Origin of the sequence: Vibrio neptunius (assembly GCA_019339365.1) — a bacterium.
In the GTDB taxonomy this organism is placed as follows: domain Bacteria; phylum Pseudomonadota; class Gammaproteobacteria; order Enterobacterales; family Vibrionaceae; genus Vibrio; species Vibrio neptunius.
Genome location: CP079859.1, coordinates 2,544,633 through 2,562,034, shown reverse-complemented (window position 1 = coordinate 2,562,034; position 17,402 = coordinate 2,544,633). Strand labels below are relative to the sequence as shown.

At 46.7% G+C, this 17,402-nt stretch carries 11 protein-coding genes and 1 pseudogene; 9 read left to right on the top strand and 3 right to left on the bottom strand.

Features of this window, described 5'->3' with window-relative positions:
• Nucleotides 1-4 precede the first annotated feature (4 nt).
• Together KW548_12185 and KW548_12180 are read right to left on the bottom strand one after the other, a co-directional pair.
• Complete coding sequence (locus KW548_12185; protein QXX05906.1) at nt 5-4,327, bottom strand: LysM peptidoglycan-binding domain-containing protein; 4,323 nt, start codon at nt 4,325-4,327, stop codon at nt 5-7.
• Nucleotides 4,328-4,461: 134 nt separating this feature from the next.
• Nucleotides 4,462-4,659, bottom strand: a complete 198-nt coding sequence (locus KW548_12180; GenBank protein QXX05905.1) for a hypothetical protein — start codon at nt 4,657-4,659, stop codon at nt 4,462-4,464.
• Between the two features lie 326 nt (nt 4,660-4,985).
• Between KW548_12180 and metG the strand changes: the two genes are divergently transcribed.
• Both metG and KW548_12170 read left to right on the top strand, forming a co-directional pair.
• Nucleotides 4,986-6,545 (top strand): methionine--tRNA ligase, encoded by a 1,560-nt coding sequence (gene metG, locus KW548_12175; protein ID QXX05904.1) that lies wholly within the window; start codon nt 4,986-4,988, stop codon nt 6,543-6,545.
• Nucleotides 6,546-6,958: 413 nt separating this feature from the next.
• The gene (locus tag KW548_12170) at nt 6,959-8,329 is read left to right on the top strand and encodes a hypothetical protein (GenBank protein QXX05903.1); all 1,371 of its coding nucleotides are present in this window, start codon (nt 6,959-6,961) and stop codon (nt 8,327-8,329) included.
• Nucleotides 8,330-8,406: 77 nt separating this feature from the next.
• On the opposite strand, the gene KW548_12165 is transcribed toward KW548_12170, so the two are convergent.
• Entirely contained in the window at nt 8,407-9,174 is a 768-nt protein-coding gene (locus KW548_12165; GenBank protein ID QXX05902.1) for a prolyl oligopeptidase family serine peptidase, read from the bottom strand.
• 421 nt (nt 9,175-9,595) lie between these two features.
• Here KW548_12165 and KW548_12160 point away from each other — a divergent pair, with 421 nt between their 5' ends.
• The 7 genes and pseudogenes from KW548_12160 (at nt 9,596) to KW548_12130 (ending at nt 17,284) form a co-directional block, all read left to right on the top strand.
• Nucleotides 9,596-9,772, top strand: coding sequence for a hypothetical protein (locus KW548_12160; protein ID QXX05901.1), 177 nt, complete (start codon nt 9,596-9,598; stop codon nt 9,770-9,772).
• Nucleotides 9,773-9,933: 161 nt separating this feature from the next.
• Entirely contained in the window at nt 9,934-10,572 is a 639-nt protein-coding gene (locus KW548_12155) for a GTP cyclohydrolase II (GenBank protein QXX05900.1), read from the top strand.
• Nucleotides 10,573-10,739: 167 nt separating this feature from the next.
• Nucleotides 10,740-12,002: a peptidase gene (locus KW548_12150; protein QXX05899.1), complete on the top strand. Its 1,263-nt coding sequence runs from the start codon at nt 10,740-10,742 to the stop codon at nt 12,000-12,002.
• 116 nt (nt 12,003-12,118) lie between these two features.
• Nucleotides 12,119-13,508: pseudogene (locus tag KW548_12145) on the top strand (c-type cytochrome).
• Nucleotides 13,509-13,517: 9 nt separating this feature from the next.
• Nucleotides 13,518-14,549, top strand: coding sequence for an imelysin family protein (locus tag KW548_12140; protein ID QXX05898.1), 1,032 nt, complete (start codon nt 13,518-13,520; stop codon nt 14,547-14,549).
• Nucleotides 14,530-15,621, top strand: coding sequence for a DUF1513 domain-containing protein (locus tag KW548_12135; protein ID QXX05897.1), 1,092 nt, complete (start codon nt 14,530-14,532; stop codon nt 15,619-15,621). Before KW548_12140 ends, KW548_12135 begins: the two co-directional genes overlap by 20 nt.
• A gap of 109 nt (nt 15,622-15,730) precedes the next feature.
• A complete protein-coding gene (locus tag KW548_12130) occupies nt 15,731-17,284 on the top strand; it encodes a L,D-transpeptidase family protein (GenBank protein ID QXX05896.1) in 1,554 nt (517 codons plus the stop codon).
• The last annotated feature ends 118 nt before the right edge of the window (nt 17,285-17,402 follow it).

Genomic DNA, 17,402 nt, shown 5'->3' with positions numbered 1-17,402 from the left:
AAGGCTATTCCTCTTTACTCTGGTTTTTTACTGGCTGACTCTGGCTGGGCGCTGGGTGGGTTGGCATGGGGGGCAGCCGCAACTGAACCTGATGGGTTGGCATCAGTGATAGCTTTGACTCCGCGAGCGCTGGCATGGTTTTGTGCTCGCTGACCCCCGCTAAGGTTTGCGCCTGATAGACGCTAACCAGTGCATTGCCGTTATCATACGGGTTATTGGCATGGCGACCAACAAACACGTTGAGTCTTTCTTGTCTGATGGTCCCTTGCCCTTGCGCCACTAGGTGTTGCAGTGGTTGAGGTAAAGGTAAGTGGTAGCGGCACAGGGTCGGCTCATTTTTATCGCGTGTTACTTGGCCGCTGAATAAGGTGTGAGCGGTAAAGTTCTGATAATCCGAGGGCGGAAAGCCGCTTTCGATGCTCAGGGTCACGGCTTCATTGGCATAAGCGTTGGGCAAAAGGATGGTCACCTCTTGTTTAAAATAGACGGTCGCGCTGTTGCTCGACCCCGCTCTATCAATACGTCGCGCAGTGGTGCGAAACTGGATTGACGGCTGGTTAAGCAAAGCCAGTAAGGCGTGGTATTCATCCACAGCGCTGCGGTTAAAGTCTGGCTCTTTGCCCCATATTGAATGGCGCAGCCAGGTTTCCAGCGGGGTTCGTTTAGTCAGCAACAGCAGTATGGTCACTGCTGCATACAAAGCCGCGCCCCAGAAGTTGATGGCTAACATCCAACCTTGTAATACTTCACCGACGAATATCAGGCCTAAACGAGTTCTTAGCGAGTTGTAGACCAATCCACCCCAACTTGCAAATTGCCCAGCCAGAGCCACGCCTTTACCAAACAATAAGAATCTTTCTGTCGAACTTTTTGATGACGAGAAATCTTCTACGACTTGCCAGCCTTCTAGACCCGCGGCGAGCACCCCTGCAACTCCGGCAATCAGTGAATGGGCAATATAGCGTTCAACATTAATTACATCCGCAATTTTAATACTCTTTGCCGATTTTAGCTGTTTGAGAGAGGTGGTCATTAGGTCACTATTAGACTGAATTTTACGCAACGATAGCCCTTTTAGCACCACGCCTGTGTTATTAACAAACCACGCGATACTGTAACCTACGGTGGTTTGTTGGCGACGCGTATCCGGGTAAGGGGCCGACTTTTCCATCTCTTGCAGGGTTTGTATTTGTGAGGTGATATTAATTAGGTTGAGGGACGCCACCACCAAATCCGTGCCGCCAAGGCGGTCAAAGGCATGGCTGACCGAGCTCGCGGCGTTGCTGAAGGTGTATTTGCCAACGGTTTGGCTCTGGTATTCGCTGAACACTGGTGGGATAGACTCCACATAGCGACTGATTTGTTTGTTTATCTGACGTAACGACGTCGACATTCGGCGATGTTCCGCCGATTCAGCAGGGAGCTTGGACAAGGCAGTATTGGTACTGTGCGCTTCCATTAACAACTGGTGGTAACGGCCATTGGCCGCTTGGGTTTGAGCGCTAAGGCCCTCGTTAAGAAACACCTTACCTTGACTCAATTGAGCTTGCCCCCACAGCGACATTGCCATGGCGCGCCGCGCCGACAAACCGGGCAGTTTCATCACGCGGTTAATGATACGAAAGCGCAGCATTTGTAGGCTGCGCACCGCTTTATCCCCTTTGTCTTTGACCGCCTGTGTGGCCTGATTGATTTGCCTTTCAAGGGGGATGAGTAAGCTCTTCGTCGCCGTAAACAAGGTCGAATTGGGGTCGCTGAACCCAATTACATCGTTAAACGCCGAGATAAACCCGCTTAGCGGGATACGTGTTTGGCCAGTAAAATCCGAGAAGGTCACGCCACCGAGCAGTGGTTCGGTGGCGGCATAAATCTCCGACGAGAATCCGTACACCGCCAAGCCTAACAAGTTATCCGGTTCGGTGAGCAATTCATCGATGCTGTCGCTCAACTCGGGCACCTGCTGGGCACTCAATTCGAGTTCATTGAGCGCCGCATCCATCAGGGTACTTAGCACTCGGTGGTGGGCATGCTCGCCGACGTCGAGGCCAAAGCGCCGCGGGTCGGTGCCTAAGGCGGTGATGGCCTTTATCATATGGGGGGCGTCGTGCTTTATCATGGCGACGCCATGATGAAGCGTGTTGAGGTAGTCTTTATAGAAGGTGTCTAAGTCTGCCCAGTTGACTTGGCGGTGCGCTTTGCGCCGCTCCACATACTCTCTAAAGCGTGACTCGAGTAGAGCTGGTGCAATGCCGTATTGATTGAGTCTGGCTCTGGCTTCAGGGTAGGCGGCGATAATGGGCTGCGCTTCTAAGGCCAAACTGGCGCCCCAATTGCCGACGGCATTACCGTTCTTCAATTGCGCTTGATAGTAGTGGTACTCCAAACAGGTATCTAGGTCTTGCTCGACCTCAACCACCTTGTCGACCGGGACATTATCTAAGGTACCCGGCGGCAGGGAAATGCGCACCAAGCTCCGAATGGCTTCCGCCACCACGATTTTTCGCTGCGTGTGGTCGTCTTGCAACAAGGGCAATACTGATTGCGCCAAGCGCAGATACAAGTCGGTGAAGTCAGCCAAGGGGTCATCCAAAGCGACAAAATGGTGGGCGCACAAGAGGGGCGCTTGATACTGATAGCTGATGAGGGACGCGGGCTGCAGTGGGGTGATGAGCCCTTGTTCATCGGCTTCGGTGACGGTGGGAGAAGCGCAGGTCAAATAATACGCGCTTAAGTCTTCTTTGCCGACGTCGGCCACTTCTTTTGAGATTTGTTCAATCGGCAGACGATGGGTTGGGGCGGTGATATCGCGCAGCCAGGCTTGTCTTGCTTGCTGGCTCTCTGGGGTATTGCCTGTGTAGAAATCTTGCAGGTTTTGTGTCCAGCGCTGGCTCGCATAACCGATAAAATAGGGCCGGCCAGTTTGATAAAGCACGTAAGCGTGTGGCTTTTCAGCGTCTGCGTTATATCGCGTTTCGGCCAGGTCGCCAACAAAACGGTAGAACTCGCCTTTGACGACTTGGTATTCGGCCACCGACCAGACGTCGGTTTCTGGGTCTTGGCTTAGGGCATAGAGCCAGCCATCGCGCAGCTGCCGCAAGGTGTAAGGGAGTTTGTCTGAGCGCAGCACGCCGCCCGGGAAGAGCGCGGTGTCAGTGATGGGGTTAAGCCCTTTGACCACCTCATCATTGAGTGTGTCTAGGTTTCGGTTGTCGATGGCATAGCGTACCGGAGCTAAGGCGGCAAAGGCACTTTGATTCGCCGTGGCGACCTTCACCACGGGAAACGGTTTTTCACGGGCGATGCGGTCTATCGAGAGCAGCCCTTCACTGAGCCGGGCGGTGAAGGCTGGGTAACCGACATCCAGCGCATGGTTGTACACCCTCACGGGCTCGGTATAGATGACTGCCCGCTTGTCCAGTGGCGATAATGGCAACGTCGGGTTTAAGGTTTGTAAGGTCTCAAGAGTGACGCCGTGCTGCTGAGCAATCTGCTCTAGGGTTTCCCCTTGAGCCGCCTGATGAGCGGCTCGGCGACTAACCTCTTCCACGACAGGCCCTTTGGTCAAAGGGATGATGGCGTCCATATCGAGCTGGACGCCATGCTCATTTAAAAAGGCCGCGTCTACCGCCGACATGGCTTGGTCATCCATGGCGTGTCGACTAAACAGCAAGTGCTGGTTGACCACCACCTGACCCTCTCGTTTCCATAGGGCTAAGACAAAGTCGCTGCCAAACTGGCTTCTAGGCTCTGGATTCATCGCCCCCGCAGTGCTTTGCGTGACCAAAAAGTGATACCGAGTGTCCCCTTGGAAGCGGTATTCATGCAGCAGTTCACCATCGACAAAATGGTACAAATAGCCTTCGGTCGGTAAGCCGAGCATTTCGCCGATTTGGATGGCGGGGCGAATGGGCACAAACGCGTATTCGATAGTGAGGTGGTCTTTGTCTTGAGGCAGGATGTCTGACCAACGGAGTTCGGCATTGACCGGAAGCGGGGCTTTGCTTCCCACCCACAATTGTTGGGTTTCTTGCTTGTCTATCGAGACAATGCTGCGGGTATGAGGGCCATTGGCGACTTGACGCCATTGAGAGAACCGGCTTTCTTGTGCGGTCTTGCCTAGCAGGCTGCCTATGTGTGGCTCGACTGCCTTGCTGTACAAACTCATCTCGCACGCGTATTCGACCGCGTAAGCGAAGGCTGGCTCTTTCTCTTCGGGTGGAGAAATGGTTGGCATCGGGCCAGCCGGTTTCTCTTCAATAATCGGTTTGTAGCCAGCCCTCATATGAGGTCTTTTGGTTTTAAACGGGTCGGGGTATTTACGCTCCATGTCCATGCCCTCTGTCGAAAGTTGAGAGGGAGTGTAGGCGCGTACGTTGTAGGCAAAGAGTTAATTATTGGTGATTTATTCTAAATTATTTTATTGGTAGATTTCCATTCAACGTTATATGTAAACAATGCTAATCAAAGTAGTATATTACTCTTCATGGCTAACACTTTTTCAAGGCGTGTTTTCACCCCAAATCTGTGTTGAACCAGCCCCTTGAGATTAATACGTACAGAAATCACCACACCAGAACAGGTATGGTTGTGTTTTATTGTTAGCCAGTCACAAGACCGCTCACTGGCAATCAATACCGAGGTAACCAAGGCCAATTTCATTTTGTTGGCTTCGATGTCTCACCGAGTAAGAATTTGCCAGATGCCTTGAAGTTTGAAGATAAGGAAACGCTTGTTGGATAAAAATCACTCTGATAGAGTGAAGATAAGAACACAAAAAAACAGTACAACCAATGGCCTATATTTTTGTCACAAATATCATGATGAACATGCCTTCTCAGCGAATGCTGGGAGGGATGGGCTGCGTGTTCTAAATTATCTATTCACTGCATCACCATTCCTGAACATATTGTTGGAAAGGTGGTGCAACTAAGCCGAAATCAAGATCTCTTTCCGACTATTGTAATGGAATCAAAGGAGATTATACGATGAGCTTAAAGCAATCAATTGCCACTAAACCCTCACTATTACCTAAGCAATGTTTTATCACTACGCCTATTTTTTATGCCAATGGCGAGCCACATTTAGGCCATGCGTACTCCGGCATTATCGCTGACATCTTTCACCGATTTTCTTTGCTATTGGGATCGGAAAGTAGGTTAATCACGGGAACGGATGAACATGGGCAGAAAATTGCGCAGACCGCTTTAACCCGACAGCAATCGACACAAGAATTTGTAGACGCAACCTCGAAGACTTTTCAGGCCTTATGGCCGCAGTTGGCAATAGAACCCAATGTGTTTATCCGTACAACAGCAGAAGACCACCAAGCGCATATTCAGGATATATGGAGAACCTTAGAAAGCCAGAACGATATTTATCTTGGGCAATATTCGGGCGAGTATTGCGTAGCATGTGAACAATATTATCCACAACGAGAGCTCGTCGATAATCGCCTCTGTCCAGTACACAAGCAACCCGTCGTTCAGGTCGAAGAACAAACTTATCTATTTCGCTTAGATAAGTACCGTATAGCTTTATTAGAGTACTATCAAACACATCCAAACGTGATTACGCCGCAACACTTTCAGAACACAATCATAGAGCAATTGAAGTCAGCGCCGCTGGCTGATTTATCAATTTCTCGAATCAACAATAAGTGGGGTATTCTGGTTCCAAGCCATCATCAGCATACTGTATACGTTTGGATTGATGCCCTATTTAGTTACATTACCGCTATACAACGTACAGGTGCGCAAAAGGCTGACATAGCCAATACTCAACACATCCTTGGTAAGGACATTCTGCTTTTCCATGCTGTGTACTGGCCCGCTTTTTTATTGGCTTTAAATCTCCCTCTACCGAAAAAGCTCATTGTGCATGGGTGGTGGACCATTGACGGTGAAAAGATTTCTAAGTCCAATCCTGGGACCACAGTCAACCCTAGTGTCTTTGCACAGCAGCTAACCACTGATGGACTACGTTATGCTCTGGTACGTCAAAAACCGCTTTATCGAGATGGTAACGTCGTCTTGGACGAATTCGCGGAGCTCATCAACGCAGATTTACTCAACACTCTGGCTAATTTGGTAAAACGGAATCACACTTTAATTGCCAACGTTTTCGCTGGAGAAATAACTCTCGAAGAGATCGGTCAACTGGACCTAGAGTGCGCCACATTCGTAGACCAGTTTACGCCATGCCTGAATGATATAGTTGATGCTTACCAAGACGGCGATCTCCACCAAGTAACCAAAGTTATTCTTGCTCTGTTAGCGGAGTTGAACGGTTTTTTCCACCATCGTGCTCCGTGGCTTGTCCGCAAAGGGCAACCCGCTCAAAAATCGAAGCAGACTTGTTCGGTGGTCACCAATTTTTTACGCGAGTTAGCATGGTTATCGTCACCTATTATCCCCAAACTGAGCCAACGAATTATCGCTGAGTTGGGTGAACAACCATGTTCGGTGTTGAAGCAGGGTAGGTTAGTTTTTGCAGGAGTAGCCGTTAAATCTGCGAATAGCCACTGGCAGCGAGTTGAGATTGCCTAATTATTCATGAATTGCCCGATAACAAAGGGCAATTCTTTTATAGTTCAATAAATAGCTCGGAGTCTTGCTTAATAAAATGCATAAATTCATATGATCGACAACCATAATGGTTATTTACAACATGATAAATATTTTTCGTTTCATGTTTTCTTTGGTTTAAATTAAAAACAATAATATAAATTTAATTATTATTTATCTTATTAAAACTTAGTTTCAATTTTTATGCATTTTTTGGTTAAGTGCCCTGTGGATAAAGGGGCTGCTGCGAGTTATATTAGGTTGTTGAGATAAAATGTCAGTCTATTCAAACACAATGCCTATCAGATTAGTTACTTTGCTTAGTGTGTGAAGAATATCTAATCGATATAATAAACGTTCAAATTGGTAACAAATATTTAGAACGGGAATGAACAGTGGAAGAGAGACGTCAGTTATTACGTAGAGGATTGAAAGCAGCCATATTTGGTATCCCGCTGCTGGCAATAGGGTTAACAATTAATAGTTCAGTTCTGATGACCGATGCTGGTTACAGCTATGTGCATCAGAACAACCTCACTGGTGAGTTGGATGTATTCACTGAACCTGGCATTCATTTTCGGATGCCGTTTCTATCCAAAATCACCAAGTATGACCAATTGGTCACGGTGTCATTTGGTAACAACAAAGGCGAAGACTTTTATCAACGTCTTGATGCGGTGCAGGTTCGCTTTGCTGATACCTATATTGGTGAGATACCCGTTACCTTCCGTTTTAAACTCAGTAATGACCCTGAAGCGGTCAAGAAAATGCACCGTGAGTTCCGCAATAATAACAATCTGATTGATGCATTGTTGGTGAAAAATGCGCGTAACGTGACAGTGATTACTGCCACTCAATACACGGGTGAAGAGTTTTTCCAAGGCGGTTTAAACCAGTTCAAATCCAAATTGGGTGATCAGCTGCGTGCAGGTATTTACCTGACTGAACGTCGTCAGGTAGAAGTGGAACAGTTAGATCTTGCTCCTGTTGGCGTCGATCAATCAAACGCGAACCAACTGCAACGGACTAACCAACTGGTTTGGAAGACGGTGCCTGTCTCCGATGACACAGGTCGCCCAATCCGTCAGGATAACCCATTGCAACAATACGGTATTCAAGTGACGCAGGTGACTATCGGTGATCCGCAGCCTGAAAAGCAACTTGATCAACTACTGGCAGACAAAAAGCGCTTAGTTGCCGATCGCATCCGTGCTATTCAGGAGCAAGAAACCTCGAAGGCGCAAGCAGAGACCGAGCAGTTGCGTAAAGAGATCCAGCGTACTCGTGAAGTCCAAGATGCTCAGCGTCGCAAAGAGCTTGCGATCATCGCGCAACAAAAAGAGGTCGAAGTGGCGCGTCAGATAGCAGAGCGTGAAATTGTTGAAGTCGAGAAAACCAAGCGACTCGCTGAGGTAGAAAAAGAAAAAGAGCTAGCGATAGCAGAAGCTAACCTAGCGATTCAAAAAGCCAATGCGTTATCTGCAGAATTTGAAGCGAAAGCGATTCGTGAAAAAGGTCGTGCAGAAGCGGAAGTGTTAAAAGCAAAATACGCAGCACTGGGTGCAAACCGAGAAGTTTACTTAGCAGAGTTGAACCGCGATGTGGCCAATTCTCTGTACAAGAATTTGCAAAACTTCCAAGTGCAGATGCCACAAAACTACATCGGCGGTGGTGCAGAAGCTGGCCTGAAAACCAACCTTGATGTGATTACTGGATTTGGTGCTCTTGGCTTGATGGAACAAACCAAAAAAGTCGCACAAAAATAAGACCTTATGGGCTTAACGCTCTGAGTGCCGTTTCAAAACAATCGAAAGGCTGATACTTGGTATCAGCCTTTTTTAGCTCACAAGTTTTTCTTTAACCATTTAATCGTATGATCACGCATATGGTTAGAAAAGTAATGCGATTCATCAGCTAATTTGAACTCAATTTCAGTATTATTGTTAGCGTACCTAGTTTTCAATTTTTCATAAAAATTCTGAGCGAAGTTGGCAGGAACCCAATCATCTTTCGCGCCATTTATGATTAACATAGGGCGATGTTCATTTTCTATGAGGTACAAACAAGGATCAATGTCTGCCATATACTGGATAGCTAGCTTGTCATCATCACTAAGGGGCTTTTTAATGGAATCGGTTTCTAAGGCAAATTTTTCCAAACCGACAAAATCAGGAGAGCCAAGAATGGGGACTGCAACTTTAATCCGTTTGTTTTGCGTCAAAGAATAAAAGGTGGACATTGCCCCCATAGAGATCCCCACAAGTGCAATCCTTGAGGGATCAATCCGACTATCTTCTTGATAGTGTTCAATGAGGGTATGGATATCATCTGAATTCTGCTTGATCACACCCACCATTCTTTTACTAAAGTCCGAATGAGTAATCTCGTTTTGAGCATTACCATCATCTCTTTCGCCGTGTTTATCCGCATCGAAGCAGATAACAGAATAACCCTGTAGGGCTAAGTTTAAAGCCAGATTAGAACCCTCGTATTTGTCGTTATTCCACCCATGACAGATGATGACCAAAGGATTATTTACCGACTCTTTTTGAGCGTAAAGAAGATAGACAATCTCACCTATATGACTTTTTTCGACTAGAACATCTTGCATTAAAGTTCCTTCTATCTAGACCAGTCGTTTCTAAACATGATTAACCACCAGACTGCAGAAAACCGCTTACCGCCCTTATTCAGACCACTGGCAACAGAATGGACATTACCGAAGCAACAACGTTCTAGCTCTTGGATATTGCCTGCTCTTAACTGCAGTGAAAACGATGAAAACAGTACTCTGGTTAGAAATTAGCCTGACGACAATGATCTTTTTCATGGTGCGCAATGCTACTAAAAGATCAAACTTGATCAAGCAATTTATTGAATTGTAAAGGGTATATCCATACATAAAATGTGATTTATTGCCCAAAAATACTCCATGTCATTGCGCAATTTATGTAATTTGCTATCATTTTTGAGAAAAAGGGTTTAAGTCACCATTTTGTACTGGTTTTTAGAGAGAAACTTAGGAAACAGTAGTGGATACAAACATATCTCAGTTACGCAAAGATTTTTACGCTCAAATAAGTGCACTGCAAGCTTATTCTTTGCCGCAAACTAAACCCACACTTTCTCTATTGACCGAGGAAGAGCTTGAAGTGCTTGAGGCGCTTTGGATAGAGCTCTCCATGTGGAAGAAAAAACATAACCACTAGTCTTACTATTCGTCTATTTTCATAATCGACCTCGCGAATGCAATTCGACGAGGTTTTTTATTGTCTTAAAATTAAAATGTTATATTATAACAAAAGAGTGATCTGACCATTGATTTATAGGCTATCAGTCCCCATAGTTAGTCACATAAGAGATTTCTAAAATGATAGAAATAGAAGATAGCAAGATTCAAGTGAGTAGGGATATGGCGCAAGTTAGAGCCAGAGTAGATTTTAAAGTCGGTAAAAACAGTGATATAGAAGCAGAGCTTCTCTCTTTCAAAGGACTCAAGACCGACAAAGAGCATGTAGCGGTTATTTTCAAACAAGCCGATAAGACTCAGTCCAGCCCCTTAGTTCGCTTACATTCAGAATGCCTGACAGGCGATGTGTTCCACTCTTCGCGATGTGATTGCGGTGAGCAACTCGACGAAACCATTAATAAAATGGCTCAATCCGGTGGCATTATTCTTTATTTGCGTCAGGAAGGTCGTGGCATCGGCCTGTATAATAAGATTGATGCATACAAGCTGCAAAGCGAAGGGATGAACACTTATGAAGCCAATAATCATCTTGGTTTTGGCGATGATCTACGTGACTTCACTGAAGCGGCGCAGATGCTCAAGGCGTTAAACGTCGATAAAATTCGTCTGATTACCAACAACCCGAAAAAGATCCGTGAATTGAAAGCGCATGGTGTTGAAATTGAAGATACTGTCAATACCTCGGCACATATTAAAGACGGAAACGAAGGCTACTTGCAAGCTAAGGTATCTCACGGTAAGCACGACCTTAAGCTGTAGCCTGTTGAACAATCTATTTTGATAAAAGCCTCACTTTTGTGAGGCTTTTTTGTATATCTCTTGCAAAAAAAATGTAAGTTTGTATCATTTGCTGCCGTGAGTGTAAATGAGAATAATTAGCACTTATGATTCAGAATAATTATTAAGCTCAACAAGGATGCTTTTCAATGAATGTAAAATTACTTTTAGCGCGCTCGGTAGCAGCTTCGCTTGTTATTGCGAGCAGCTCTGCGTTTGCTGCAAGCGTAACAAAGGAGCAAGTCGTCGCGCACTACGCGGATGTCGCTCACGCTGTATTTGCTGACGCACTGACGACAGCTAAGACACTAGACCAATCTATCGAATCTTTCCTTTCCGCTCCTTCTGATGCCAAACTTGCTGAAGTAAAACAAGCTTGGATCGACTCTCGCGTACCATACCAACAGTCTGAAGTATTCCGTTTTGGTAACGCGATTGTTGACGATTGGGAAGGTCAGCTAAACGCTTGGCCACTTGACGAAGGGTTGATCGACTACGTTGCAGCGGACTATCAATATGAGCTTGGCAACGAAGGCGCTAGTGCAAATATCGTTGCCAACAAAACACTGACCATTGGTGCTACCCAACTTGATGTGGCCCAACTGACGCCAGAAGCGATCGCTGATCTAAACGAAGTAGGTGGCTCTGAAGCTAACGTTGCATCAGGGTATCACGCGATTGAATTCCTACTATGGGGTCAAGATCTAAACGGCACTAACGCTGGTGCGGGTGAGCGTGCTTATACTGACTTTGTTGTTGGTAAAGGTTGTACTAATGGCAACTGTGACCGTCGTGGTGAGTACCTAAAAGCCGCTGCAGATCTACTTGTTCAAGATCTAGAGTGGATGGAGAAACAGTGGTCTTCAGAAGTGAAAGGTAACTACCGTGAAGAGCTTCTGAACGACTCTGCGGACAACGGCCTACGTAAAATGCTATTCGGCATGGGTTCCCTTTCTCTGGGTGAGCTTGCGGGTGAGCGTATGAAAGTCGCTCTAGAAGCCAACTCGACGGAAGATGAGCACGATTGTTTCTCTGATAACACGCACAACTCTCACTACTACAACGAGCAGGGTATCTACAATGTATACACTGGTGTGTACAAACGTGAAGATGGCACAATTCTGTCTGGTCCTAGTATCGCGGATCTCGTGGCTCAGAAAGACAAAGCAGCAGCGAAAGAAATCCAAAATCAGTTTGATACGACACGTTCCCAAGTTGGCCAACTGGTCACTTCTGCAGAGAAGAAAGGTCAGTACTTTGACCAGCTAATTGCCGCGGGTAATGCGCAAGGTAACGCCCTAGTAAACGAGACAATCATGTCTCTAGTTGCTCAGACTGCGTCTATTGAACGTGCGGCGAAAATTGTTGGTATCAGCAGCCTGAACCCAGACACAGCTGACCACGAATTCTAAAAAAAATTAATTAATTTTAAGGGCTCTTAGTGAGCCCTTTTGCTGTTTCTATAACCACACTTTTAATGAGAATATTTCTTAATAAAGCGTTGGTGTTTTGCCCGAGAACTATTGGTATGAAGTCGTATAAAAAGTCCTTATTGGCCTCTGTGATGATGCTTAGTGCATCTGTTTCCGCATATGAAGTGAAATCAGGCGGAGGCACTGCAGTGAAGAAAGAAGGTGCCAACGCATTTTCTTTACCTGCTGGAAATCTTCCAATGACCAAGCGTCTGGATTTCAGTGTGGGTAACAGTTTTTTCCGCAATCCTTGGGTGCAAGCGCCAGCTTCGACGGATGCTCGTGATGGTTTAGGGCCTTTGTTCAATACCAATGGTTGTCAAAATTGTCACATCAAAGATGGTCGGGGACATCCACCGGAAGAGGGTGATATTCATGCGGTCTCTATGTTAGTTCGTTTGAGCATTCCTGCGATGACGCCCGAGCAGAAAAAAAGCCTTCATCAAAGACGGAGTGGTCCCTGAACCTACGTATGGCGGTCAACTTCAAGACTTTTCACTTCAGGATCAAACTCCAGAAGGGCAGATCAAGATCACTTATTCGGACGTACCAGTGACGTTTGCTGACGGAACAAAAGTCGTATTACGTAAGCCAAAGCTTAAAATTACTGATCTGGGTTATGGTGAGATGCACCCAGAGACTCAATTTTCCGCGCGCATCGCGCCACCCATGATTGGTCTAGGTTTATTAGAGAGCATTGCCGATGAAACGCTACAAGCTTGGGCGGATGAAAATGATGCCAATGGCGATGGTATTTCGGGCAAAGCCAATAAAGTATGGGATGTACAGAAGAATGATTTCGCCATTGGTCGCTTTGGCTGGAAGTCTGGGCAACCTACGCTGATGCAGCAAAATGCTGCGGCTTTCAACGGTGATGTTGGCCTAACCAGCAACCTGTTCCCGAATGAGAACTGCACGTCAAAGCAATCGATCTGTGCTGAATTGCCAAACGGTGGAGCCCCAGAAGTAAGCGACAACATTCTTGATTTCGTTGAGTTCTATTCTCAGCACTTAGCCGTACCGATTCGTCGTAATATTAATGATCCCCAAGTTAAGCTCGGTCAGCGTTTATTTGCCAAGGCAGGTTGTGATAGCTGCCATAAGAGCGAAGTGAGAACCATGACAAGAGAAGGTTTACCGGCTCTGTCGAATCAGAAAATTCATCCCTACACCGATCTGCTGCTTCATGATATGGGCGAGGGGTTAGCAGACAACAGGCCAGAGTATTTGGCGAATGGACGTGAGTGGCGAACTGCGCCATTATGGGGTATCGGTTATACAGAAGAAGTGAACGGCCATACCTATTTCCTTCATGATGGCCGAGCACGTAACCTGATGGAAGCGGTGTTGTGGCATGGCGGTGAAGCGGAGCCGGCGAAACAAACCGTTCTCAAGTTCAATCAAAAAGAGCGCGATGCATTGATCGCTTTCTTGAATTCATTGTAAGGAATCACGATGAAGATCTTTTCTTTATCAGCACTGGCTGCCTCGATGATGCTACTGGCGGGTTGTCAGTCAACTACCAGCCCAACGCCTATTGCCCAAAAAACCTCTCATCCTAGTCAGGGCGTTTACCAAGTAGAGTTTTCAGCCGCGCATACTTTCTCAAATCAAGCTGACAAACTGGCCAACCTAATGGCCGTTTATTGTGCTGATGAGACAAAACTGCCGTCACTCAAATCGCAATGGCATCAAACCATGATGGCTTGGATGGCACTGCAAGGTCAGGAAAGAGGGCCTGAAAAAGCCCTTGAGCAGAGCTGGAATATACAGTTTTGGCCAGACAAGAAAAACACCACAGGTCGCAAGATGGCTGCTCTGACCGGCCAAGATAAGGCTTGGACGCAAGAGCAAATTTCACAGCAGAGCGTAACGGTCCAAGGCCTAGGCTCGGTGGAATGGTTGTTGTATGACCAAGCCTCTTCTTTAAGTTCATCACACACTGCCTGCCAAACCGGTATTGCGATCACTGAAAACATTGCCCTCAATGCTCAGAGCATTGCCACGGCATGGCAGACGAACCCTTGGGTTGAACTGAACGAAAAAGCATGGACGTCTGAATACATTTCTCTGCTGTCTAATCAGCTTGAATACAGTATGAAAAAACTCAGCCGTCCTTTGGCTAACTTTGGTAAACCAAGGCCATATTTTGCCGAGTCTTGGCGCTCAGAAACGTCAATGCTCAACCTCAAGGCTAACATTGAAGGGATGCAGGCCTTGTACCTAGCAGAAGGCGATGGGCTGGATGCGTTGCTGCGCAAGCGCGGGAAAGTGCAGCTCGCTGACAGCATCACCCAACAGTTTGATACCGCCTTAGTCACATGGCCAACCGATGAAAGCTTGTTTGATATGTTGCAGACAAAGGAGGGGTATCGTAAAGCCTACGCTCAATATAATAAGTTGGAGCAGTTGAAGTACCTTATCCACGAAGAAGTGGCGATTGAGCTTGGTGTTGTAATAGGGTTTAATGCAACTGATGGTGACTGATAATACAAGAAGAAATCTCCTCAAAGCAGCGCTGTTTGGCGCTGCTGCGCCTTTGCTACCTTTTGGTTGTGCAAGCACGTCAGAGAGAGTGGGCCAGCCATCACTGATAGGTTGTGCTTTATATGGCCGAGACAAATACTCGGCTGTGGTCGCGGATGAGTTTGGTTATCCGATAAGACAGGTCCCTCTTCCGGCAAGGGGGCACGGCGTTGCAACAAATTCGCCACTCAACCATGCGGTGGCGTTTGCTCGTCGGCCTGGTACGTTTTTCGTGGTATTTGACTACATGACGGGTGAAGTGATCAAATCTTCTGCTGCCAGTTCAAATCGTCATTATTACGGTCATGGCGTGTACTCAAACGACGGAAAGTGGCTGTACGCAACGGAGGGAGAACGTGGCACCAGCCGAGGCATTATTGGCGTTTATGATGTACTGGCCGGATATGACAAGGTCGCAGAATTTACTCACTTTGGCCTTGGCCCTCATGAAGTGATTGCTATGCCCGATGGTTCATTGGCCATTGGTGTTGGCGGTGTGCATACCAATGGCAGACAACCGCTCAATATAGCGACCATGAAACCTAGCCTGAGCTATTTGGACTCCAACGGTGAGCTAACGGAACAAGTGTCTTTACCCGATCACCATTTGAGTATTCGGCATCTCGCGCATGACGGCGATAAAACCGTCCTATGTGGTCAGCAGTATCGTGGTGAGCCGGACGAATACCCCTCTCTATTAGCCATGCATACCCAAGGTGGTCAAATGATCCCACTAGCAGCGGAGCCGGAACAGTGGGCAAGATTCAATCATTACATTGCGAGTATAGCGGCGACTGATGAGTGGATCTTAGCGACATCACCTCGCGGAAACTGCTACGGAATTTGGTCTAAACAAACCGGTAAAATGGTTGAATTGGCTTCCTTGCCAGACGCTTCTGGTGTCGTTGTGCAAAACGGCTTTTTCCGAGTGAGCTCGGGGGCTGGCGGCGTGATCACTCAATATGCACCACAAGAGAAGAAAAAAAATCAGTCGGGAATTCAATGGGATAACCACTGGTCTATGATTTCTTAGCCTACTGCATTGTAAAGCTTGGGAAAATTAATATTCTCATCAACATTTCATTCTAGCCTCTTATTTCTCTGCCATACTTTGATCTCGGGCGATTAGAGTGGAGAGTAAGATGGCTAGACTTAACCCCCTTCTATTACTGCTGATCATGATTCCTCTACCAACTTGGGCCAGTAGTTACTTTGAGCGTATTGGTTGGTTGGAACCGGATAATCACGTCCTTCGGGTGCTGCAATATTCCCAAGATGTTGAACACATTTATCAGAGCAATCACAACCAGTTGATCTGGTTTGATCTTCAACAGAGTACTCGGCTTGAATTCCAACTTGAAATCATCACCAGTGCAGGGTTCAGCCCACTGTTTTCTCGTCAGTTGAGATACCTTGAGTACTACCGAAAAAGTAATCGCTGGCATGAATATGATCTTCTCGCGACGGACACCTTACTACTCTATATTAGCTACGCTGAGCAAGCCAAGGTGCTGGGTTACTATTGGTTTTTCGAATCCAAGCTCTACAAACCTTTACCAAGGTTGAATCAGTCGGATTTGATCGCGGTTTCCGTTGCCGTTGAGTATCAGCAGCTCAGTGAGCTCATCGAAGCCTATACCCCTGACAGTGACGACTATCAGGAGCTGATTGACAGCTATTTGCATGTGGTCAAGTTTGAAGAGCTGAACCTCCCTAAATACAAACAAAAAGGGTTAAGGCAAAGAGGAGGCACGCTCAAAAATAGAGAGGTATTGTTACTTAGAATGGAGATGGTGGACGTCGATCTATCTAATGTACGGCGAGATATTGATTGGTATGACGTGACATTGGAAGCGGCGGTCAGGCAGTTTCAGCAGCTCCATGGCTTAACGCAAGATGGGGTGATTGGCCCTGACACGATTCGGTGGCTAAACACCAGCCCAACTGAGCGGCTGTCTATTTTGGCGCTCAATGCAGAGCGGAGTCGGTTGTGGCCCATTGAACGTGACACCATTATAGTCGTGAATGTGCCGGGCTTTGACATGAAATATTGGTATTCAGGCCAGGAGGTGTTTGAATCTAAGGTGGTGGTTGGACGAAGAGCGAGACCCACGCCTATGATGACCATTAACTTAGACTCGCTCATTCTCAATCCGACATGGAATGTTCCATGGAAAATCATGGTAGAAGACATCATTCCCAAGGTAAAAGAAGACCCGGAGTATTTGATCAGGCAGAATATTACGATTGTGCCCAAGTGGGGGTCAAAAGAGCAGATCAATCCCGAAGATATTGATTGGCATAACCTGCGGCCGAGTGCGTTTCCTTATCGGATGACGCAGCTATCAGGTGATAAAAATGCCTTGGGTTTGTATAAGTTTAACACACCAAACCGGCGTGCTATCTTTCTCCACGATACACCGAGTAAAAACTTGTTTGATGAAGCAAGTCGAGCGTTCAGTTCGGGCTGTATTCGGGTCGAACACGCCGATCAATTTGCTTCTCTTCTACTAAAGAGTCAGGGGCTGGATATGTCGACCTTAGAGCAAGAGGAAATCGCTGCAAACAAAGCGATTCCGCTCAAACAGCGAGTCCCGGTACATATTATTTATCAGACGGCATGGTCAGAAGGTGGCAAGGTTCATTACCGGGACGATATTTACCGTTGGGATCGGTTTAGTTACGGCAAAGGGTGACTCTGAACAAAAAATAACATTTTCTCACAACAATGTTTTTTATTAATAAGGTCAAGCATTAAGCAAAAATCAACGCTCAAATCCTTTGAATGAGCACGGTTTATGCATTTGCACTTCA

Coding starts and splice junctions, on each gene's coding strand:
- KW548_12185 (QXX05906.1), bottom strand. CDS start 4,327: ATGGAGCGTAAATACCCCGACCCGTTTAAAACCAAAAGACCTCATATG.
- KW548_12180 (QXX05905.1), bottom strand. CDS start 4,659: ATGAAATTGGCCTTGGTTACCTCGGTATTGATTGCCAGTGAGCGGTCT.
- metG (QXX05904.1), top strand. CDS start 4,986: ATGAGCTTAAAGCAATCAATTGCCACTAAACCCTCACTATTACCTAAG.
- KW548_12165 (QXX05902.1), bottom strand. CDS start 9,174: ATGCAAGATGTTCTAGTCGAAAAAAGTCATATAGGTGAGATTGTCTAT.
- KW548_12155 (QXX05900.1), top strand. CDS start 9,934: ATGATAGAAATAGAAGATAGCAAGATTCAAGTGAGTAGGGATATGGCG.
- KW548_12150 (QXX05899.1), top strand. CDS start 10,740: ATGAATGTAAAATTACTTTTAGCGCGCTCGGTAGCAGCTTCGCTTGTT.
- KW548_12140 (QXX05898.1), top strand. CDS start 13,518: ATGAAGATCTTTTCTTTATCAGCACTGGCTGCCTCGATGATGCTACTG.
- KW548_12135 (QXX05897.1), top strand. CDS start 14,530: ATGCAACTGATGGTGACTGATAATACAAGAAGAAATCTCCTCAAAGCA.
- KW548_12130 (QXX05896.1), top strand. CDS start 15,731: ATGGCTAGACTTAACCCCCTTCTATTACTGCTGATCATGATTCCTCTA.